Source organism: Actinomadura sediminis, assembly GCF_042675525.1.
GTDB lineage: Bacteria > Actinomycetota > Actinomycetes > Streptosporangiales > Streptosporangiaceae > Spirillospora > Spirillospora sediminis.
Window position 1 is genome coordinate 44,007 of record NZ_JBHTJA010000036.1, and the last position, 18,296, is coordinate 62,302.

20 protein-coding genes, 1 tRNA gene and 1 pseudogene are annotated in these 18,296 nt (G+C 70.0%); 12 read left to right on the forward strand and 10 right to left on the reverse strand.

Annotation, left to right across the window (positions count from 1 at the left end):
• Nucleotides 1-64: 64 nt before the first annotated feature.
• Nucleotides 65-871, forward strand: a complete 807-nt coding sequence (locus ACFQ11_RS18995; protein ID WP_378300337.1) for a hypothetical protein — start codon at nucleotides 65-67, stop codon at nucleotides 869-871.
• Here ACFQ11_RS18995 and ACFQ11_RS19000 read toward each other — a convergent pair.
• The 5 genes from ACFQ11_RS19000 to ACFQ11_RS19020 form a co-directional block, all read right to left on the reverse strand.
• On the reverse strand, nucleotides 852-1,436 hold the full coding sequence (locus ACFQ11_RS19000; protein WP_378300339.1) for a hypothetical protein: 585 nt from the start codon (nucleotides 1,434-1,436) through the stop codon (nucleotides 852-854). The genes ACFQ11_RS18995 and ACFQ11_RS19000 overlap by 20 nt on opposite strands.
• Nucleotides 1,437-1,576: 140 nt before the next feature.
• The gene (glnII, locus tag ACFQ11_RS19005; RefSeq protein WP_378300341.1) at nucleotides 1,577-2,590 is read right to left on the reverse strand and encodes a glutamine synthetase GlnII; all 1,014 of its coding nucleotides are present in this window, start codon (nucleotides 2,588-2,590) and stop codon (nucleotides 1,577-1,579) included.
• Between the two features lie 373 nt (nucleotides 2,591-2,963).
• Nucleotides 2,964-5,561, reverse strand: coding sequence for an FtsX-like permease family protein (locus ACFQ11_RS19010; RefSeq protein WP_378300343.1), 2,598 nt, complete (start codon nucleotides 5,559-5,561; stop codon nucleotides 2,964-2,966).
• A gap of 4 nt (nucleotides 5,562-5,565) precedes the next feature.
• The gene (locus ACFQ11_RS19015; RefSeq protein WP_378300345.1) at nucleotides 5,566-6,315 is read right to left on the reverse strand and encodes an ABC transporter ATP-binding protein; all 750 of its coding nucleotides are present in this window, start codon (nucleotides 6,313-6,315) and stop codon (nucleotides 5,566-5,568) included.
• Nucleotides 6,312-7,355 (reverse strand): amidohydrolase family protein, encoded by a 1,044-nt coding sequence (locus ACFQ11_RS19020; RefSeq protein ID WP_378300347.1) that lies wholly within the window; start codon nucleotides 7,353-7,355, stop codon nucleotides 6,312-6,314. Before ACFQ11_RS19020 ends, ACFQ11_RS19015 begins: the two co-directional genes overlap by 4 nt.
• 104 nt (nucleotides 7,356-7,459) lie before the next feature.
• On the opposite strand from ACFQ11_RS19020, the gene ACFQ11_RS19025 reads away from it, so the two are divergent.
• Nucleotides 7,460-7,957: a MarR family winged helix-turn-helix transcriptional regulator gene (locus ACFQ11_RS19025; RefSeq protein WP_378300349.1), complete on the forward strand. Its 498-nt coding sequence runs from the start codon at nucleotides 7,460-7,462 to the stop codon at nucleotides 7,955-7,957.
• Nucleotides 7,958-8,006: 49 nt separating this feature from the next.
• A complete protein-coding gene (locus ACFQ11_RS19030; RefSeq protein ID WP_378300351.1) occupies nucleotides 8,007-8,201 on the forward strand; it encodes a hypothetical protein in 195 nt (64 codons plus the stop codon).
• Nucleotides 8,202-8,465: 264 nt separating this feature from the next.
• Here ACFQ11_RS19030 and ACFQ11_RS19035 read toward each other — a convergent pair whose 3' ends face one another.
• Nucleotides 8,466-9,347, reverse strand: a complete 882-nt coding sequence (locus tag ACFQ11_RS19035) for an MBL fold metallo-hydrolase (protein WP_378300353.1) — start codon at nucleotides 9,345-9,347, stop codon at nucleotides 8,466-8,468.
• 128 nt (nucleotides 9,348-9,475) lie between these two features.
• Here ACFQ11_RS19035 and ACFQ11_RS19040 point away from each other — a divergent pair, with 128 nt between their 5' ends.
• A complete protein-coding gene (locus ACFQ11_RS19040) occupies nucleotides 9,476-10,159 on the forward strand; it encodes a TetR/AcrR family transcriptional regulator (protein ID WP_378300355.1) in 684 nt (227 codons plus the stop codon).
• Nucleotides 10,160-10,393: 234 nt separating this feature from the next.
• Here ACFQ11_RS19040 and ACFQ11_RS19045 read toward each other — a convergent pair whose 3' ends face one another.
• Nucleotides 10,394-10,744: a hypothetical protein gene (locus ACFQ11_RS19045; protein WP_378300357.1), complete on the reverse strand. Its 351-nt coding sequence runs from the start codon at nucleotides 10,742-10,744 to the stop codon at nucleotides 10,394-10,396.
• A 1,193-nt stretch (nucleotides 10,745-11,937) separates the two neighbouring features.
• Between ACFQ11_RS19045 and ACFQ11_RS19050 the strand changes: the two genes are divergently transcribed.
• Both ACFQ11_RS19050 and ACFQ11_RS19055 read left to right on the forward strand, forming a co-directional pair.
• Complete coding sequence (locus ACFQ11_RS19050) at nucleotides 11,938-12,582, forward strand: DUF6932 family protein (protein ID WP_378300359.1); 645 nt, start codon at nucleotides 11,938-11,940, stop codon at nucleotides 12,580-12,582.
• A complete protein-coding gene (locus ACFQ11_RS19055) occupies nucleotides 12,579-13,478 on the forward strand; it encodes a hypothetical protein (protein WP_378300361.1) in 900 nt (299 codons plus the stop codon). Before ACFQ11_RS19050 ends, ACFQ11_RS19055 begins: the two co-directional genes overlap by 4 nt.
• A gap of 2 nt (nucleotides 13,479-13,480) precedes the next feature.
• Here the strand turns inward: ACFQ11_RS19055 and ACFQ11_RS19060 are convergent, their stop codons facing one another.
• On the reverse strand, nucleotides 13,481-14,164 hold the full coding sequence (locus ACFQ11_RS19060; RefSeq protein ID WP_378300363.1) for an HAD family hydrolase: 684 nt from the start codon (nucleotides 14,162-14,164) through the stop codon (nucleotides 13,481-13,483).
• 86 nt (nucleotides 14,165-14,250) lie between these two features.
• On the opposite strand from ACFQ11_RS19060, the gene ACFQ11_RS19065 reads away from it, so the two are divergent.
• The 4 genes from ACFQ11_RS19065 (at nucleotide 14,251) to ACFQ11_RS19080 (ending at nucleotide 16,645) form a co-directional block, all read left to right on the forward strand.
• Nucleotides 14,251-15,465: a helix-turn-helix domain-containing protein gene (locus tag ACFQ11_RS19065; protein WP_378300365.1), complete on the forward strand. Its 1,215-nt coding sequence runs from the start codon at nucleotides 14,251-14,253 to the stop codon at nucleotides 15,463-15,465.
• A gap of 325 nt (nucleotides 15,466-15,790) precedes the next feature.
• Nucleotides 15,791-16,060, forward strand: a complete 270-nt coding sequence (locus tag ACFQ11_RS19070; protein WP_378300367.1) for a hypothetical protein — start codon at nucleotides 15,791-15,793, stop codon at nucleotides 16,058-16,060.
• Nucleotides 16,057-16,278, forward strand: a complete 222-nt coding sequence (locus ACFQ11_RS19075; RefSeq protein ID WP_378300369.1) for a hypothetical protein — start codon at nucleotides 16,057-16,059, stop codon at nucleotides 16,276-16,278. The genes ACFQ11_RS19070 and ACFQ11_RS19075 overlap by 4 nt, the downstream gene beginning before the upstream one ends.
• A gap of 208 nt (nucleotides 16,279-16,486) precedes the next feature.
• On the forward strand, nucleotides 16,487-16,645 hold the full coding sequence (locus ACFQ11_RS19080; RefSeq protein WP_378300371.1) for a hypothetical protein: 159 nt from the start codon (nucleotides 16,487-16,489) through the stop codon (nucleotides 16,643-16,645).
• Between the two features lie 57 nt (nucleotides 16,646-16,702).
• On the opposite strand, the gene ACFQ11_RS19085 is transcribed toward ACFQ11_RS19080, so the two are convergent.
• A tRNA-Val gene (locus ACFQ11_RS19085) sits at nucleotides 16,703-16,777 on the reverse strand.
• 179 nt (nucleotides 16,778-16,956) lie between these two features.
• Between ACFQ11_RS19085 and ACFQ11_RS19090 the strand changes: the two genes are divergently transcribed.
• Both ACFQ11_RS19090 and ACFQ11_RS19095 read left to right on the forward strand, forming a co-directional pair.
• Nucleotides 16,957-17,331, forward strand: a complete 375-nt coding sequence (locus ACFQ11_RS19090; protein ID WP_378300373.1) for a DUF6153 family protein — start codon at nucleotides 16,957-16,959, stop codon at nucleotides 17,329-17,331.
• Nucleotides 17,332-17,379: 48 nt separating this feature from the next.
• A complete protein-coding gene (locus tag ACFQ11_RS19095; protein WP_378300375.1) occupies nucleotides 17,380-17,952 on the forward strand; it encodes a DUF305 domain-containing protein in 573 nt (190 codons plus the stop codon).
• Nucleotides 17,953-18,000: 48 nt separating this feature from the next.
• On the opposite strand, the pseudogene ACFQ11_RS19100 reads toward ACFQ11_RS19095, so the two are convergent.
• Nucleotides 18,001-18,296: pseudogene (locus ACFQ11_RS19100) on the reverse strand (hypothetical protein); the annotation flags it as partial.

The following is an 18,296-nucleotide window of genomic DNA, read 5'->3' on the forward strand; positions in this document are numbered from 1 at the left end:
GAACGACCGGTTCGCGGGAAGGGACCCGGGTGCACGTTTCGGGGCGTCCGGGAGGCGAACGGGGATGTCGGATCCCTACCTGACCGAGGTCGGCTGGGCGGGCACGGCCCTGCGCATCGCCGGACGGCTCGACCACGCCGGCGGCACCCGCCTGGACCTGCTGCTGCGCGAGCGCGGCGGCGACGCGCTCGTCCGCGTCCCGGCGACGGCCCGGACGGACGGGACGCGCGTCGCGTTCGAGGCGCTGATCGACGTCGCGGCCGTCGAGGGCGGCGACCCGCTCCCCGGCGGCGTCTGGGACGTCGGCCTCTCGATCGGCTCGGCGGACCCGGTGCCGCTCGGGCGCGCGCCCGGCCTCGACGCCTCGCCGCGGCGCAGGTTCCTCACCGGCGGCACGACCGTCGCCGCCTACCTCAGCCCCCGCGGCACGCTCGCGATCGACGTCGGCGGACGGCCGCACGCCGCGGGCGCCGTCCGCGCCGACGGGCTGGCGTGGGACGAACGCGCCGAGCACGTCGAGCTCAGCGGGCGCCTCGACCTCGCCGGGCTCGCGACGCCGATCTCGGCGACGCTGAACCTGCGGGAGCGGCGCGGCCGCGCCTACGAGGTGATCTGCATGCTCGACGACCGCCCCGAGAGCCTGCACTACACCGCCGTCCTGCCCGTGACCAGGACGTTCATCGACCATCCGCTCCCCCGCGGCGCCTGGGAGGTGTGGCTGTGCCTCGGCTTCTCGGGCATGCACCGCGAGCTGCGGGTGCTCGCGCCCGCCGAACCCGTGGACGTCCGGGTGTGGCGGCGGCTGTGGCACGTGCGGGTCGCGTCGACGGCCGCCCCCGACCCGCTCACGATCACCGTGGGCCGCGCCTGAACGCCATCGACGCCGACACGACCGCGCACAGCAGCACCACCACGGCCGACCCGCCCGCGAGGTTGATCCCGGCGGTGACGACCCGCGCGGCCGGCGGCCCGTTCAGCAGCAGCGGGACGACCGCCATCAGCGCCACCGCGAGCCCGCCGATGAACGCGAACGCCCGCACCGGCCGCGCCGCGCCCGCCAGCAGCAGATGCATCAGCGCGGTCCCCTGCACCGTCGCGGCGAGGACGCACAGGGCGTAGCTGGTCGCCGCGCCCTCCACGGCGACGTCCGTCCCCGCGAACACCGGGACCTCGATGCCGAACATCCCCCGCAGGGCGAACACCGCCGCGAACGTCAGCAGCGACCCGCCCACCGCGCACGACAGGCCCGTCCACCAGAGCTGCCGCAGCGGCAGCTCGGGCTCGTCCTCGGCGTGCAGGGCCACGAACTCCTCGAAGCGCCGGGCCGGGGCCTCGCCCCGCCCTCGCACCGCCGTCGAGGGACACCGGAACGACCGCTCCCACGGCCGTGCCGCCGGGCGGCTCCTGCCGGGCCGCCCGAATGACGAATCGGGCATGTCCCCTCCCCCGCTGCGAACGACCAGGTACTACCCGGGCCCGTTCGCGGGAACTCCCCGAAGCCAACAATTTGCAGACGTTTGGCGGCATAACAGCACGACGCGCCGCCCCTCGGGGACGGCGCGCCGCGGCGGGAGTCTCAGATCTGGCCGGCCTTCTCCAGAGCCTCGCAGCAGGTGCCGGTGATCAGCCGCGTCACCACGTACGGGTCGATGTTGGCGTTCGGGCGGCGGTCCTCGATGTACCCCCGCTTGTCCACCTCGACCTGCCACGGGATCCGCACCGACGCGCCGCGGTTCGACACGCCGTAGCTGAACTCGCTCCACGGCGCCGTCTCGTGCATGCCGGTCAGCCGCCGCTCGATGTCCGCGCCGTACCCCTCGACGTGCGCCTGCGCCTTGGCCCCCAGCGCCTCGCACGCCGTGACGATCGCGTCGTACCCCTCCCGCATCGCCTTCGTGGAGAAGTTCGTGTGCGCGCCCGCGCCGTTCCAGTCGCCCTCCACCGGCTTCGGGTCGAGCGTCGCCGAGACCCCGTAGTTCTCCGCGATCCGGTAGAGCAGCCAGCGCGCCACCCACAGGTGGTCGCCGACCTCGACCGGACCGGCCGGACCGATCTGGAACTCCCACTGGCCCGGCATGACCTCCGCGTTGATCCCGGAGATCTTCAGCCCCGCCTCGAGGCAGGCGTCCATGTGCGCCTCGACGATCTCGCGCCCGAACACCTCGTCCGCGCCGACCCCGCAGTAGTAGAACCCCTGCGGCGCGGGGAAGCCCCGCTCCGGGAACCCGAGCGGCCGCCCGTCCTTGAAGAACGTGTACTCCTGCTCGATCCCGTACCAGGAGTCCTGCACCTCGTACTTCTCCGCGATGGGACGCAGCTCGGCGCGCGTGTTCGTCTTGTGCGGCGTCCCGTCCACCAGGTACACCTCGGACAGGACGAGCTTGTGGTCGCCGCCCCGGATCGGGTCCGGGCACACGAACACGGGCTTGAGCACGCAGTCCGAGTTGTCACCGGGCGCCTGGTTGGTGCTCGACCCGTCGAACCCCCAGTCGGGCAGGTCCGCGCCGTCCGGAAGGATCTTCGTCTTGGACCGCAGCCGGGCGGTCGGCTCGGTGCCGTCGATCCAGATGTACTCGGCCTTGTAGCTCACGTCGGTCCCTTCGCAGGTATCGGGCTCTCACGAACGTGCCAACCAGCCGTTTCGCACCCATTGCCCATTTGTGAACGACGTGTAAAACGCGGAACGCGGGCGACGCTTCGCATGCGCCGCCGAGCCGCGCGGCTCTCGGCGGGTCAGACCTGCCGTGGCTGTGACGCGACGTTGACCGCGAACACCACGAACCTGCCCGCGCACTGGACCGCCGGCAGGCCCGTCAGCCAGGCCCGGGCCCCAGCGCCGCGGGTGCCGCAGGAGCAACGCCAGCCACGCGTAGGCCAGGCCCCAGACCAGGTGGAAGAGATCCGTGAAACCGTGCGGCGGATGGATCCAGGCGAACACGTGTCCGGGTCGGATGCGCTGCGGCTCACTCGGCCTTGGCGGCTTCCAGGACGGGCACGGCCGCGGCCCGCCGTGCGGGCAGCGACGAGGTGACCAGGGTCGCCGCCGCCGCGCCCGCCGCCACCACCGGGAACAGCCACCACGGCGGTTCCGGGCGCAGGAACGAACTGCCGGTCGTCAGGTGCAGCAGCGCCAGCGTCCCCATCGCGATCAGGAGGCCGAGGACCGTGCCGAGGACGACCACGGCGGCCGCCTCCCAGCGGACGATCGAGCGGATCTGCCTCACGGTCGTGCCCACGGCGCCCAGCATCCCGAACTCCCGGGTGCGTTCGGCGACGCTCATCGACACCGTGGTCGCCATCCCGAACAGCGCCAGCAGCAGCGCCATGCCGACGAAGCCGTAGGTCGCGCGCAGCGGCCGGGTGAGCGAGTCCGAGGCCGCGTCCGCGTAGGCGTCCCCGTCGAGGACCTGCACGCCGGGGACACCGGCCACGGCACGCGCCAGGGCTTCTGCGGAGCCGCCCCGCACCAGGACCACCCGGGTCGCCGCGTTCGCGTCGAGCCGATCCATCGTCACGGGCCCCACGAGCGCCTGCTCGGCGAACAGGTGGGACGGATCGTGGTAGGCGTCCGCCACCATGAGCGTGACCCGGCCCTGGGCGCCCCGCACGACGATCTCCTGGCCGCGCCGCAGTCCCCGTTCCTTCATGACGGTCGACGACAGCGCGATCTGCCCGGGGCGCAGCGCGGGCGGCCGGCCGCCCAGCCGCAGGACGTCGCGCAGCCCTGTCTGCTCCGCGCCGCTGACCAGGAAGTGGAAAGGCTCGGGCTCCTCTCCCGAGTCGGGACGGCCCGGTGGCGATACGAGCTTGACCTCAGTCTGCGTGAGCGCGGTCACCCGCGACACCCGCGGCGTGTCCGCCGCCCGGCCCGCCACGTCCCGCGACAGCGGCGCCGGTGCGCCCTCGGAGGTCCTGGCCGTCGCGGTGATCGCGTGGTCGGCCGCCATGACCTGCCGTCCCGCCTCCTGGAACCGATCGTGCACCGACAGGGTGGCCAGCACCACCGAGGCGACCAGCGCGACGCCCAGCATCAGCGACGAGGCGGCCGAGGAGACCCGGCGCGGGCTGCGGGTGATGGTGGCGTGCGCCAGCCGCCCGGTCTCCCCGCCGACCAGCATCCCGAGGCGGCCCACCAGCCCGCCCAGCGGCCCGACGAAGAACGGGGTGAGGACGGCCAGGGCGGTCACGGCCAGCATCGAACCGAAAAGGACCATCAGCGAGACCGCGAACGTGCGGTCCTGGCCGGGCGGTTCGCCGACGCGGACCGCGACCGCCACCGCGTACCAGAAGCCCGCCCCGGCGAGGATCGCGACCGCGGCCGACAGCCGAGGCCGGCGTCGTTGCGGGGTTTCGGTGACGGTGGTGCGCAGCGCCTGGACGGGCGATACGCCCCCGGCGCGGCGGGCCGCCCGCCAGGCGGCCGCCTGGGTGACCAGTATCCCGGCCGCGGCCGGGAGACCCACCGCGACCCAGCCGAACTGGGCGCCGGCGGCCGAGACGTCGAAGCCGTCCCGCGCGAACAGCCAGACGATCAGCGTGGACAGCGGGTAGCCCGCGGCCACGCCGCCCACCGAGGCGATGGCGCCCAGGACCAGCGCCTCCAGCCGGATCAGCCGTTCGATCTGCCACGGCGTGGCGCCGATCGCGCCGAGCAGCGCCAGCCGCCGAGTGCGCTGCCGCACCAGCGTGCCGAAGGTGTTGGCCACGACGAACAGGCCGACGAAGATCGCGACGGAGGCGAGCATGCCGACGACGCCGGCGATCGAGGCGCCCTCGCTCGCCGCGGCGTCGGCCTGCGCCCGCCGTACGGACTCCGCGGTCCGCACCGTGGCCCGTCCGCTCAGGTCCCGGGCCAGTTCGCCGCGCAGCCGGTCGGCGGGCACGCCCGGGGCGGCCTTGAGCCAGACGCTCTGCCAGGCGCCCGCGGGCAGCATGGCGGCCCGCCGCACGCTGTCGGGCGGGGCCAGGACCAGGTCGCCGACGGCCACCGCGTCACGGCCCTGGACGGTGACGATCCCGACGATCCGCACCTGGCGGGTCCGCTGGGGCAGTGTCAGCGTCATCGTGTCGCCGACACGCATTTGCCCGGTACGCGACATGTGCCGGACGATGGCCACCTCGCCGTCGGCGGCGGGTGCACGTCCGGCCTCCAGCCGGTAGGGGTTCAGCCGCTGGTCGGGCACCCAGGGACGCAGCAGCGTACGGCCTTCGGCCGCCGCCATGATCGCCCGTCCGTCGGGACGGGCGGCCGTCACCGCAACCGCGGCGTCCCCGGCGGCCGCCGCCACCCCGGGCCGGGACGCGACCCGGTCCAGGCGGACGCGGCCGTCGGGTGCCGCATACGGGTCGTCCGGGTCCACCGTCCCGCCCTGCACGAGCACATCCGCGCGGGAGTACTCGCTCGCGTCGCTGCCTGCCACCGCCTCCTGCGCGCGCAGCGCGAACTGCAGCGAGCCCGCGATGAGCGCGATCGATCCCAGCGCCGCCAGCAGCGTGGCGGCCAGGCGCGGCCGGTCGTCGGCGAACGACCGGCGCACCATGAGCCACAAGGGGTCGCCCATGGCCTCAGCCCTCCATCTCGCGCATGCGGGCGTGCACGGCGTCGACGGTGGGCGCGGCCAGCTCGTCGGCGATCGTCCCGTCGGCCAGGAACAGCACCCGGTCGGCGTGCGCGGCGGCCACCGGGTCGTGCGTCACCATGATCACCGTCTGCCGGTAGGAGTCGACGGCGGTGCGCAGGAAGCCCAGGACCTCCGCGCCGGAGCGGGAGTCGAGGTTGCCGGTGGGCTCGTCGGCGAACAGCACCTCCGGCCGGGTCAGCAGGGCTCGTGCCACGGCGACCCGCTGCTGCTGCCCGCCCGACAGGGGCCGGTGGTCCAGGCGCTCGCGCAGCCCGAGCGCGTCCACGACCGTGTCGAACCAACGCCCGTCCGCGTCCCGCCCGGCCAACCTCCCGGTGAGCCGGATGTTCTCCTCGGCGGTCAGCATCGGCAGCAGGTTGAACGACTGGAAGACAAAACCCATCCGGTCGCGGCGCAGTTCGGTGAGCCGGGTGCGGGACAGGCCGGTGAGGTCGACCCCGCCGATCGTGACGATGCCGGAGGTCACGGTGTCCAGCCCGGCCAGGCAATGCAGGAAGGTCGACTTCCCCGATCCGGACGGCCCCATGATCGCGGTGAACCGGCCCCGGGTGAACTCCGCTGACACTCCGCGCAGCGCGGTCACCGAGCCGTCCCCGTCGCCATAGGTCTTGACCACGTCGTCGGCGACCATGACCCGGTCGCCGACGGGCTCGCCGGGTGTGGACTCGATCATCGACGTCCTCCGGGAAGGCCGGGAAGCAGGCGCAGCGCGTTGTCCCGGGCGATGGCCTCGTGCTCGCGGCGGTTCAGGCCGGGGTCCCGGTCGAACCGCGCGGTCTCGCGGGCCACCTCGGAGGCGGGGTTGGCCGGCCAGTCGGTCCCGAACAGCACGCGGTCGGCGCCGACCGCGCCCAGCAGCGTCGGGGTTGCGTACGGGGACATCGGCAGCGCCGTGTCGTAGTAGAAGCGCCGCAGTGCCCGCCGGATTTTTGCCGGGTCGGGCGCGTCGTCGTCTTCCCTGCCCCAGCCCTCGGCGCGGCCGGCGATGTACGGCAGGAACCCGCCCGCGTGGGACAGGATGATCGACAGCCGACGATAGCGGTCCAGGGCCCCGGCGGCGATCAGGCTGAGCGCGGTGCGCGTGGTGTCGAGCAGGAAGTCGGCGACATGGTCCGCCACCCCAGGCACCTCGACGATCCCCTTGGGCGAGAAGGGGTGGGCGAACACCACGGCGCCGCGGCGGTCGAGCTCGGCCAGCAGCGGGTCGAACGCCCGGTCGCCGAGGTAGCGCCCGGCGGCCGAGGTGGTGAGCAACACCCCGTGGGCGCCCAGTTCGTCCAGCGCGTACGCGGCCTGCTCGAGGGCCAGGTCCGGGTGGAGCATGGCCACGTTGGCGAAGAAGCCGAACCGGGTGGGGTGGTCGCGTACCAGCTCGGCCAGCGACTCGTTGCACACGCGCACACCCGACTCGGCGGTCTCGCGGTCCGCGAACACTTCGGGCGGCACGGGCGCGGAGGCCACCCCGACGGCGATGCAGTTGGCGTCCATGGTCGCCAGCGTGCTCGACAGGGTCCACTGGGCCCAGTCCGGGCCGCCCGTGGGCGGGATCATGCCCTGCTCGACCGCCCATTGCCGCATCTTGGGCGGCACGGCGTGGTGGTGGGTGTCGATCCGTCCGTACAAGGGCCGGTGGGGGCTCGCGGCGGCGCCACGTGCCGTCGGCGGCACGGGCGCGGCGGCGGCCATACCGGCGGCGGCGCTCAACGTGAGCACGCGCCGACGGGACAGCTCGGGCATGAACGTCTCCCGTTCGATCGTGAATACCCACCTGAGATAGTCTCAAGTGAGACTGTATCAGATGGCATTAGAATGAGCGCATGCACGACGACCTGCTCGAACGCCTCCTGTCCGGGGACGGCGGCCCGGAGGCTCATCACGTGGGGCTCGGCATGCTGCTGGCCGCGGCCCACAACCAGAGCAGGGAGCGGCTGAACCAGGCGCTGCGCCCGCTGGGCGTCGACGTCCGCGGATTCACGGTGCTGCTCGCACTGCCGATGTACGGCCCGGTCAGCCAGCGGGACCTGATCGGCCACATCGGCATCGACAAGTCCACCATGGTCCGGCTCATCGACGAGCTGGAGGACGGAGGGCTGGTCTCCCGCGAGCGGACGCCGCGGGACCGGCGGGCGTACTCGATCGTGCTAACGCGCCGCGGCCAAGAGACCCTGACCGAGGCACGACGGACCGCCGAGCAGGTGGGCGAGCACATCTTCGGCCGGCTCACCGAATCCGAACGCCGGGACCTCGTCGATCTGCTGCGCCGCCTGACCGAGCGCACCGCCCCGCCCCGGCCCGACGACACCCGGCCATGCTGATCCGGCAGGTGCCCGCCGACCACAACCGAGGCAGCACGCCTTCACCCACATGAAGTTCTGCTCCGGCGGCGGGACCTCCGGCGCTGGCTCCGGTCCCGGCGCCGACGGGGCGCCTGCGCGCGGCGGGCGGCCGATCTACGGGCTCGGGGCGGACGCAGGCGGCTTCGACCCGGTCACCGACTCGTTCTCCACGCAGACCTCCGCCAACTTGAAAGCACAGGCGGCAACCGCATCGCTCGGCTGATCGATACCGATCGCCTGTCGGCGCCACAGGCACGTGGGCCGCCTCGGAGAGACCCTGCTCGTCCTGGCAGACCTCGAAGTCGATCGCCGACAGATGACCTGCTGCACAGACAGTCACCGACCAGTGCGAGCACCCCGAGAACCAGTCACCCCCGCCCTTCGAGCTTTCAGTCGACGCAGGTTCAGTGACGCCCATGCCGTCGCGCCTGAGCTGACCGGGCCGACCGGGTCGGCAACGACGGCGATGTCATGGACGGTGAAGGGTTCAGCGTGCGGCGGCCTCATAGAACGCCCGCGCCGTGTGGCCGATCCACTCGGGACGCTCCCAGGTGCTCCAGCGGACGCGCGCCACCCGGTCGATCGCGGACGCCGTCTCGTCGGCCGAGGCCCCGGCCGCACGCAGCCGGGCCGCCTCGGCGCGGACGTAGGCGAGGTAGTCGCGGACGTCCTGGATCAGCGACACGTCGGTCACCTCGCCGTGACCGGGAATCACCACCTCGGGAGCGAGGCCGATCAGCCGGTCGAGCACGCCGATCCAGCGGTCCCCGTCGACGTCCACGTCGTGCGGCGGGAAATACGGGGTGATCGGGAAGATCCGGGTCTCGAACAGGTCGCCGCCGAACAGCACACGGTCGTCCACGACGACGATCTGGTCGGAGCCGGTGTGCGCGGGCCCGACCGCACGCAGCGTCGCGGTGCGCCCACCGAGATCGAGTTCGAGCTCGCCGTCGTAGACGATGTCGGGATCGACCAGCTCGACGCCTTCGAGTTCCGCCGCGACCGCAGGGCCGAGCCCCTTGAACATGCCGAGGTACGCGGCACCCTTGCGGTGCAGCTCGTCCCGCTGACCCCGGTTGTAGACGATCGTTGCAGCGCCCTTGAACACCTGAGCGCCGAACCCATGCTCGGGGTGGAAGTGCGTGACGGTCAGATAAAGGCTCCGCCCACCGGCCAACTCCCGGGCCGCCTCAAGAACGCGAGCGCCGTTGCGCGGCCCCATCCCCGAGTCGATGACGAGCGCGGCATCGTCCCCCACGACGATGCCCACGTTCGGGACGAGCTCAACGCGCCCGTCGGGGATCACATGGACGCCGTCGCGGATCTGAACCGGCTCACCTCCCACGACCGGCGGCGGGGCATCACTCACATCGGGCACGTCCGGCGCGACAGCCCCCGTGTTCCGCTGGGCTTCGGTAGGGCACATGACCCACTCCAATCTGATCACCGTTCAGATCACGAGCGTAGCACCAATCTGAACGCTGTTAAATTTGCTCCATGACGAAGGAGCGCTACCACCACGGAGACCTGCGGAGCGCGTTGCTGGACGCCGCGGAGGCACTGGTCCGCGAACGCGGCGCCGACGGCTGGTCGCTGCGCGAGGCGTCGGCCCGCGTCGGCGTCAGCCCCAGCGCCGCCTACCACCACTTCGCCTCGCGGGAGGCCCTGGTCCGCGCCCTGTCCGCCCGCGTGCTCACCCAGCTCGCCGAACGCATGAACGCGCCGGACCCGGCCCCGGCGCACACCGAACACGATCGGCTGGTCGCCATCGGCCGCACCTACGTCACATGGGCGGTGGAGGACCCGGCAGTGTTCCGCCTGGCTCACGGAACGGGGTCCCCGGGGCCGGACCTGGACGTCTCCCCGCACCCACACGACGTGCTCGACGCCGAACTCGACCGACTCGTCAACGCCGGCGTGCTGCCCCCCGCGTCCCGTCCGGGCGCCGAGTTCGTCGTCTGGGCGGCCGTCCACGGCCTAGCCGCCCTCCTCACCGAAGGGTCCATGGCCCTCAACGGCCCCGACGCAATCGATCACCAAGTCGAACGCGTCGTCCGCACTGTCCTCAGCGGCCTAAAGCAGGAACCAACACCATCGCCCCCCTGGCCGACCGCCCACTCCCCCCACACCGACCGCCGCGAAAGAGCCAACCAGCCCCACCCGCAGAACCTCGACCGATAAAGCCCCCCGCCCGCGCCGCCGCCCTCCCAAGGCGCTCTGCCCCCGCCGCTGATCTTGGCCGACCCTTCCCTGCGGCGCCTTCGCCCCGTCTGGAACACCAATGGCACGCACCGCTACACGCCCCACCGCGCAAGGACGAATCATGCGAACGAGTACCCCTGCTCGCCAGTGGTCCAGGAAACGGCGCGTCCCTTGGTCAGCGCACGCTCCATTCCCGCGAGCAGGGCGGCCAGTTCACTCGTCGTAGTACTCGCCCTCGTCCCCTTGGACGCGGGCGCCTAGCTTCTTCGCGATCTCACACATCTTGGCGATCAGAACTTCATCCGGGTTCTTCACATCGATGGAACCGTCCGTCCAGTCGATCCAGGCGCCGTGCTCTTCGAGCCTGGGGTGCGTGACCATCTGAGCCAACCACTCGTGGGTGTAGGTCAAAACGACCTCGCCGTCGATCTTCGCGTGCGCCACCCCGACCATCTCCAGCTCTGGGTCGGCGGCCACCACACTCCCCCACTCCTCCGCAGTGATCTCAGGGCCACCTTTGTCAAACCAGTCGGTCTTACGCGTGATGTGCAACTCGTAACCCATCCCAGCACGCTAGGACACGCATGGGACAGGTAGCGGCGGCTCGAACCCCGTGGACGGTGGCACCCCCAGGGGATCATCCCGGACCTGCGGCGACATCTCGGCAAGTTCGCCGGCGACGAGGACAGCGCTGGTCTGCACGCGCGTGCGGGATGGTGCGCTGCGGCGAGCGAACTTCCGGCGGGCCACCAAGTGGGGCGAGACGGTCGCAAAGCTCGGTGCGCCGAACCTGCACTTTCACGACCTGCGGCACACAGGCAACACCTTCGCCGCCGACTCCAGCGCCTCGCTACGGGACCTCATGGAACGGATGGGGAACGACAGCGTCCCGGCCGCGCTGATCCACCAGCACCGGACGGAGGGCGGTAACCGGACCATGCACAGCAAGACCAACAGCGATGCCACGGACGACGACGGACGGCCGGAGGGCTCGCGCTCGTGGGCTAATGCCACGAACCCGTTCCCACTCCCGGGAACGGGGTCTTTCTGCTGGTGGGCGCGGACGGTTTCGAACCGCCGACTCCTCGCTTGTAAGGAGCCGTGATCAAGAAGACGACACCGGTGACCAGGGCCGCCCCACCGCTCCCGGCACCGTCCCGTCCGCACCCGCCGCCCCCTAATGGCACGCGAATGGCACGCCCGCACCACCGTTGATCTTGGCCAACCCCTCCCCCTACCTGCGGGGCCTCCCTCCCCATCTGGCACACCAATGGCACGGATCGCCCCACGCCCCACCGCGCCCGCCACAGGCACCCCCGCGAGGCACCTCCCGCACGATCGCACCACGCTCCGGGGTGCTCGTTCGCGCGATCGGCCGGCACCACGCACGGGCAAATCGCGCGAACGAGAGCCCCGGCTCGCCAGGGGTCCAGGGGACGGCGCGTCCCCTGGTAAGCGCACGCTCCACCCCCGTGACGCAGCGACCGTAAGCCGGGCGGCGGCGCGAACCTCGTGATGGCGGCTGGCCGGGAGCGGACGCCCAGCGGCGCGGCGCGCGGCCGCCCGGGCCGCCGGTCGGTGACCGGCGCCCACGCCGCACGCGCCGACCGGCGGAGCCGGGCGGCCGTAACGGCGACGCCAGCGCCGCCGCCCTTGACCCTAGATGGCCAGATTCGGCAAGAAGCCGAGGAGACGGCACCGTGATCGATGTGCCTGACGTAACGTAACGAAGTTAGATCTTTCAGTACAGATGCCATATGGACGCAAAGCAGTCCGCACCGTCACATCGGTCCTGGATCGTTGAGGGAGTCACCTCCTTGGTGCCAGAGTTTGACGAGGCCACCGGTTGCCCGCCCCCAGGGCGCTACAGAGTCACTCCTGAGCAAGCTTTCGCGATGCTCGTGGAAGCGGAGCGGTTCGCGGAGTCGACGACGAGGCGCCAGCTTTGGAGTGGCCTGGAGAGGTACCTGGTTCGCTTCTTCACTCTTGAAGACATGCACTCCGAACTTCTTCCTGGCATGAAGATCGTTCACTGTCTGTGGCTGGGCGGTAGCTATGTCAGCACCAAGGTGAATCCTGACAACATCGATCTCACGGTGTTCATCGACGACGAGGCAGCCAAGGCCTACAGAGGGAAGGCCGGTGCCCCGTGGCTACGCGAAGCCTTCGACCGACGCAAGATCAAGGAAGACTTCGGGCTGTCTCCCCTACGTGTCGCCTACCGTCCGATAGCGTCCGTCTTCCAATCCGACAAGCTTGCGACGGAGGATCAGGGGTACCTTCGTGACCGAGGGGCCTGGGACGACTGGTGGCAGCGCCGCCGCCAGGAAGGCACCGAGAAGATGGCTCCGACGGTTGAAACGGCACATCCCGCCCGCGGCTACCTGGAGGTGACGCCATGAGCACTTGGCGTCAACGACTCATAGGCCAGCATGGCGAAGAAGCCAGGCATCAACTCAGAACGCTTGGCGAAGATACGCTGGATGATGACACCCACGACACCATCATCCGCCAGCAATGGCTCGATTCAGTCAAGAGTTTCTCCTCGGACGCCAGCCTAAAAGAGGAGCTACAGGTACGCCTTTCGGGCAACACGACCACCACTGGCTCACTTGATTTTAAAATCGGAGATGCTCTACTAAAGCCACTCGAAGACAGCATCTCCACCGCAGCAAAACGCGACCTTGAACTTGAGATCGTCGGCCTTTCCGCTGGAAGTACCGTTCTCCACGTGCGGGCAACGCCAATGGGTATATCAGAGGACAACGCCGATCTCATGCCAGATACCGGATCATCGCCAGCCGACATAGCGATCAGAAATTTCATCAGCCTCATAAAGGCCGCCGAATCAGGCGAAGACCTACATAAATGGGCGTCGGCGCAATGGTCGCTATACCGACTGGTTGAGGCTCTAGATAGATTTGATCTGGCGCTCGGCCTGCGCTGGCTCTCCCGCACAGGCACGGTACGTTCATCACGACTGACGAGTCGCGGTCGCCAATATGTACACACACTACACGACCTTCGCGACGAAAAAACAAGTCAAATAGTTCGGGGTCGTATCACCGAATTGCGCGAAGCGGGCACAGCCAAAGTCAAAACCGGCTCCTCCAGAAACTCGCCCGCCTACGACGTGCGCATCCCAAAGGATGCACTCATTGGCATGCATCTCGAACTTGGACAGCAAGTTGCCTTCAGAGTTCAAGTGATAACCAAGTACGACAAGCTCGACAATGAGCGTTCGCGCGAATATCATTTCGTCGAACTGGCAGACACGGAAACATCTACCATATTCTAATGTCACATTACTGGCATTAGATCTACTACCGCAGTGAGGTCATCTATAATGATGCGCGCTCCTGCTTCACATAGTTGCGCCCGGCCAACTCCTCCTGTTGTGACGGCAATTATCTGACTTCCTCCTTCTACGGCCGCTTCTACATCGCTGACTGTGTCTCCGATAACGTACGTGTTTCTCTGATTGAAGGTGTGACTGTGACGGGCAGCGGCTCGAACTTGGGCGATTTTTACTAGGTTGGAACGTACGGAGTCGTCGGTACCGTAGGCGCCCATCTCCAGATCCAGGTAGCGGGTTAGTTCGAAGGTCATCAACTTGGTTATAGCTGAGGGCTTGGGATTGCCGGTTAGGACGGTTTGGACGATGTCGGGGCGTTCGGCGAAGGCTTCTAGGGCCTCGCGGGCTCCGGGGAGGGCTCGGCCTCGTTGGCGCATCTCGTCGGCTCGGGCTCGGTAGCCGGCGGCCTGGGCCTCGACGAACTTGGGGAAGTAGTCGCCTGGGTCCTCGATGTCGTAGAGGTCGAGTGTCTCCCGGAAAAGAACTTGTTCAGTGCGGCCGGTGACGTCGGCTAGGCGGTCGATGTGGTGGCCGGTGACCTGCTCGAACGCGTCTTTGAAGACCTCGCTGCCTACGCCTCCGGTCTCGATGAGCGTGTGGTCGATGTCCCACAGGATGAGCTTGCGCACGCCGTCGGGTCCTTCCGGTGCTGTGAACGGGGGCTCTTGCTGCCTACCCTGGTCTTGCCCAGTCTCCCCGCCCTCCGGGAGTGAACGTGTCTGAGTCGGACGAAATCAGCATTGGCGAACGTCTGCGGTTCTACCGGCAGGGTCGCAAGAAGACACAGGCCGTGGTGGCCGGTCTCGCTGGGGTGAGTGAGGACTACGTCTCGCAGATCGAACGCGGGTTGAAGACTCCCACTATCGGGATGCTGCACAAGTTCGCCCGGATTCTGGGCGTGCAGGTGTCGGTGTTGCTCGGGGAACCGGAGTTCGAGCAGAACGGCACGATTCACCCGGTGGCGTCGGAGTTGAATCGGCGCATGATGTCCTTCGGCCGTCCTGGTGACGGTGAGGACGTCGACTTGGCGGGGCTGCGTCGGAGGGTTGATGCGGCGTGGGGAATCTGGCAGACCTCGGAGAGTCGGTTCACGGAGGGTGCGGAGGTCTTCCCGACACTGTTGTCCGATGTTCAGGTGGCGGCTCGGTCGTTCCGGGCCGTGGGTGAGGCCGAGGAACGTCGGGAAGCGGCCCGGCTGGCGTCGGACATGTATTTCTTGCTGCGGACGTTCGCGAAGCGCATCGGGCGGACGGACCTGTCGTTGCTGGCTGCTGACCGTGGGATCGCGGCGGCATATGAGACCGATGATCCGCTGAGGATCGCGGGGGCTCACTGGAACCTCGCTCACATCCTGATCGCGCAGAACGAGGCGGAGGCGGCCGAGGAGACGGCCGTTCATGCGATCGAGGAACTGAAGCCCCATTTGGAGAGCGGCGGCGACTGGGTGTCGATGTCGGGTGCCTTGTGGCTCGTGGCGTCGGTCGCGTCGGTCCGGCAGGGCGACGCCTGGGCGGCTCGGGATCGGCTGCGGCAGCATGCGCTTCCGGCGGCCGAGTCGGTGGGGGAAGGCAATGTGCTGTGGACGGTGTTCGGGCCGACGAACGTCCTCCTGCACGCGATGAGCGTCGAAATGGAGGCCGGGGAATCGGCGGAAGGGCTCACCATCGCCGACCGGATCGACGTCACCTCGTCGCCGTCGCTGGAACGTCAGACGACGTTCTACTTGGAGCTGGCTCGGCTGCATGAGCAACGCCGGGATGACGCGGCCGTGCTGCTGCACTTGATGAGCGCGGAGGGGACCGGGCCGGAAGACCTGCGTTACAACGTGCTGGCGCGGGATCTGGTGCGCGGGCTGCTGCGGCGGGCTCGGCCGAGCATGGCGCCGCAAGTGCGGGCGTTGGCTCGGCGGGTCGGTGTGGTGGCCGCGTAGAACCCGTACCGGGGGTCGACCCGAACTGAGAGTTCGGGTTGTGCGCCTGATCCGCTCTTAACGTCGTCGGCACGACGTTCAAGAGCGGATTAGGAGTCCCCACCTTGTTTCCCTCCTCGGCGAACCCTCCGACCCCCGAGCCTTGCGTTTCCTGCCGTGGTCGGGGACGCAAGCTCGTGCTGCCCCGGCGGCGGCTGGTCATCGTTCCGGCGGACGCGGCGTCGGTGGCGGCTCCGGCTCGGGTTCGTGAGGAGTGCCCGCGGTGCGGTGGCAACGGAATCGAGGCTGCGTGATGGGTGCCTCGGCCGGTCGGGACCGTGAGTTCGTGCTCTTGGGTGAGCTGTACGTGGCGCTGGCGAAGTTGGGCGCCGAGGTCCAGCTCCGGGACGCGATACCGGGGTTGACGGTCCGGCTCGTCCGGGACGGTGCTCCGGCGGTCGCCGGTTACGTCGTGCTCAAGGGCGGTGAGCGCTTCACCTGGTGGCGCGTGGACAACGCCCACCCCGCCACCGACGTGGAGGGGGCGGCCCGGCGGATCATGGAGACGTTGCGGTCCGATCCTCCTCGGGGTCACGGGCCTCGGGCGGGGGCATGAGCGTGGTCGTGGATGGGCGCTTGGTCGATACCGTGGCGATTCGCCGGGAGATCGAACGGCGCTTTCCCGGTGTGGTGGCGTGGTACGGCGAGCACACGTGCCGATGGTGGGCCGTGGTGTGGTGCGGGCAGTGGCGACTTCTGGAAGCGCCGACTCCTCGGGCGCTCGTGGGCGCCATCGAGGTAGCGACGTTCCGTCGCTCGTCCGTCGTGTGGTGAGCTGCGGGACCCGTGACGGGGACGACGCGCTGGTCTTCACGGGCGTGCGGGATGGTGCGCTGCGGCGAGCGAACTCTCGACGGGCCACCAAGCGGCGCGAGACGGTCGCGAAGCTCGGTGTGCCTAAGCTGCACTTTCACGACTGCGGCACACGGGCAACACCTTCGCCGCCGGCTCGGGCGCCTCGCTGCGGGACCTCATGGAGCGCATGGGGCACGACAGCGTCCGAGCCGCGCTGATCTACCAGCACCGGACGGCGGGCGGCAATCGGGCCATCGCTCGGGCGATGGACAGCAAGATCAACAGCGGGACCACAGACGACGATGACGACGACGGGACGGCCGGAGGGCTCGCTCTCGTGGGCTAATGGCACGCTAATGGCACGAAGACCCCGTTCCCACTCTCGGGAACGGGGTCTTTTGGCTGGTGGGCGCGGACGGTTTCGAACCGCCGACTCCTCGCTTGTAAGGCGAGTGCTCTACCCCTGAGCTACGCGCCCGTGCTCGCCGGGAAAGCGTACCCCGAGCCCGGGGACGATCGCGAAACGGTATCTCGGGTGGGTGATGGGGCATATGTCCACGCTCGGGCACTCGGGCCGAGGGCCTGATCGCCGGGTCGGACGGCTGAGGAGCGGGGTCGGTGCGGGGGCGTGTGGGGGTGTGGATACGCTGGTGGGGTATGTGTGGACGTCCCTGGAGATCGAGCGCCGGCCGGCCGGTGTGGGTGCTCGCGCTGGTCTTCGGTGTGTTGGTGATGCACGGTGTCCAGGCGTCCGGCAGTCCGGTGGACGCCGCGGGCGTCGCCGTCGCGGCCCCGCACCACGCGGCGGGTGCCGAGCACCCCGCCGGTGACGGCGGCGATCACCATCCGGGCGGGCAGGTGTGCCTGGCGTTCCTGAGCGTGCTGCTCTTGGGGGCGGTGGCGCTCGCGTTGGTCCGATGGCTCCCGGCGCTGAGGCGCGAGCCGCGGGGCCGGGTCTGGCGGAGCCGGTTCCGCACCGGGCGGTCTCCCCCGTGCCCGACTCCCTTCCAGTTGGCCGTGCTGCGGCTGTAGAGGTCCGCGACCTCGACGGCACGAACGGCACACAACGGAAGGTTCGACATGAAGCGTGTTCTCGGGACGATCCTGCTGCCGGCCCTCGCCATCGGGCTCTCGGCCTGCGGCGGCGACGGCGGCGCGCCGGCATCGGCCGGGCACTCGGGGCGGTCCGCCTCGGCGGGCGCGGCGCACAACGCGCAGGACGTCATGTTCGCGCAGATGATGATCCCGCACCACCGGCAGGCGGTCGAGATGGCCGAACTCGCCGCGACGCGCGCCGGGTCCCCGGAGGTGAGGGAGCTGGCCGTCCAGATCGCGAAGGCCCAGGGTCCGGAGATCCGGACGATGACCGGATGGCTGGAGAGCTGGGGCGAGCCGGAGGCCGGGCACGCGGGCCACGGCATGGACGGGATGATGTCCGGCGAGCAGATGACCGAGCTCGAAGGCCTGTCCGGCGCGGCGTTCGACCGGGCGTTCCTCGAGATGATGATCGAGCATCACGAGGGCGCCGTGACGATGGCGCGGGACGAGCAGGCGCGGGGCGGTTTCCCGGACGCGAAGGCGATGGCGGGCGCGATCGTCCGCACGCAGCGGGCGGAGATCGCCAAGATGCGGAAGCTGCTCGAGGAGATGTAGGCGGGACGCGTGGGGCGGCACGGCCGCCCCACGCCGGCGGCTACCCGGTCACCGGCGGGTCGCGGCGCGGACGAGGTGCCGGTTGAACCAGTCGGCGGCCTGCATGGTGACCTCCTCGAGGGCGCCTGGCTCCTCGAACGCGTGCGCGGCGCCGTCCACGACGTGGATCTCGGCGATGTCGAGGCCGCGGGCGGCCCGCTCGGTCAGGTCGCGGACGGGCGCGTCGGCGCCGCCCACGATCAGCAGGACGGGCGCCCGGACGCGCGGCAGCGACGGGCCCGCGAGGTCCGGGCGGCCGCCGCGGGACGGGACGGCCGCGACGCGCGGGCGGGCGGCCGCTCCGG

What these genes read in the sequence shown, in the direction of transcription:
- ACFQ11_RS18995 (WP_378300337.1), top strand. Translation starts at nt 65, where the DNA reads ATGTCGGATCCCTACCTGACCGAGGTCGGCTGGGCGGGCACGGCCCTG.
- ACFQ11_RS19000 (WP_378300339.1), bottom strand. Translation starts at nt 1,436, where the DNA reads ATGCCCGATTCGTCATTCGGGCGGCCCGGCAGGAGCCGCCCGGCGGCA.
- ACFQ11_RS19010 (WP_378300343.1), bottom strand. Translation starts at nt 5,561, where the DNA reads ATGGGCGACCCCTTGTGGCTCATGGTGCGCCGGTCGTTCGCCGACGAC.
- ACFQ11_RS19015 (WP_378300345.1), bottom strand. Translation starts at nt 6,315, where the DNA reads ATGATCGAGTCCACACCCGGCGAGCCCGTCGGCGACCGGGTCATGGTC.
- ACFQ11_RS19025 (WP_378300349.1), top strand. Translation starts at nt 7,460, where the DNA reads ATGCACGACGACCTGCTCGAACGCCTCCTGTCCGGGGACGGCGGCCCG.
- ACFQ11_RS19030 (WP_378300351.1), top strand. Translation starts at nt 8,007, where the DNA reads ATGAAGTTCTGCTCCGGCGGCGGGACCTCCGGCGCTGGCTCCGGTCCC.
- ACFQ11_RS19040 (WP_378300355.1), top strand. Translation starts at nt 9,476, where the DNA reads ATGACGAAGGAGCGCTACCACCACGGAGACCTGCGGAGCGCGTTGCTG.
- ACFQ11_RS19045 (WP_378300357.1), bottom strand. Translation starts at nt 10,744, where the DNA reads ATGGGTTACGAGTTGCACATCACGCGTAAGACCGACTGGTTTGACAAA.
- ACFQ11_RS19050 (WP_378300359.1), top strand. Translation starts at nt 11,938, where the DNA reads ATGGACGCAAAGCAGTCCGCACCGTCACATCGGTCCTGGATCGTTGAG.
- ACFQ11_RS19055 (WP_378300361.1), top strand. Translation starts at nt 12,579, where the DNA reads ATGAGCACTTGGCGTCAACGACTCATAGGCCAGCATGGCGAAGAAGCC.
- ACFQ11_RS19075 (WP_378300369.1), top strand. Translation starts at nt 16,057, where the DNA reads ATGAGCGTGGTCGTGGATGGGCGCTTGGTCGATACCGTGGCGATTCGC.
- ACFQ11_RS19080 (WP_378300371.1), top strand. Translation starts at nt 16,487, where the DNA reads ATGGGGCACGACAGCGTCCGAGCCGCGCTGATCTACCAGCACCGGACG.
- ACFQ11_RS19090 (WP_378300373.1), top strand. Translation starts at nt 16,957, where the DNA reads ATGTGTGGACGTCCCTGGAGATCGAGCGCCGGCCGGCCGGTGTGGGTG.
- ACFQ11_RS19095 (WP_378300375.1), top strand. Translation starts at nt 17,380, where the DNA reads ATGAAGCGTGTTCTCGGGACGATCCTGCTGCCGGCCCTCGCCATCGGG.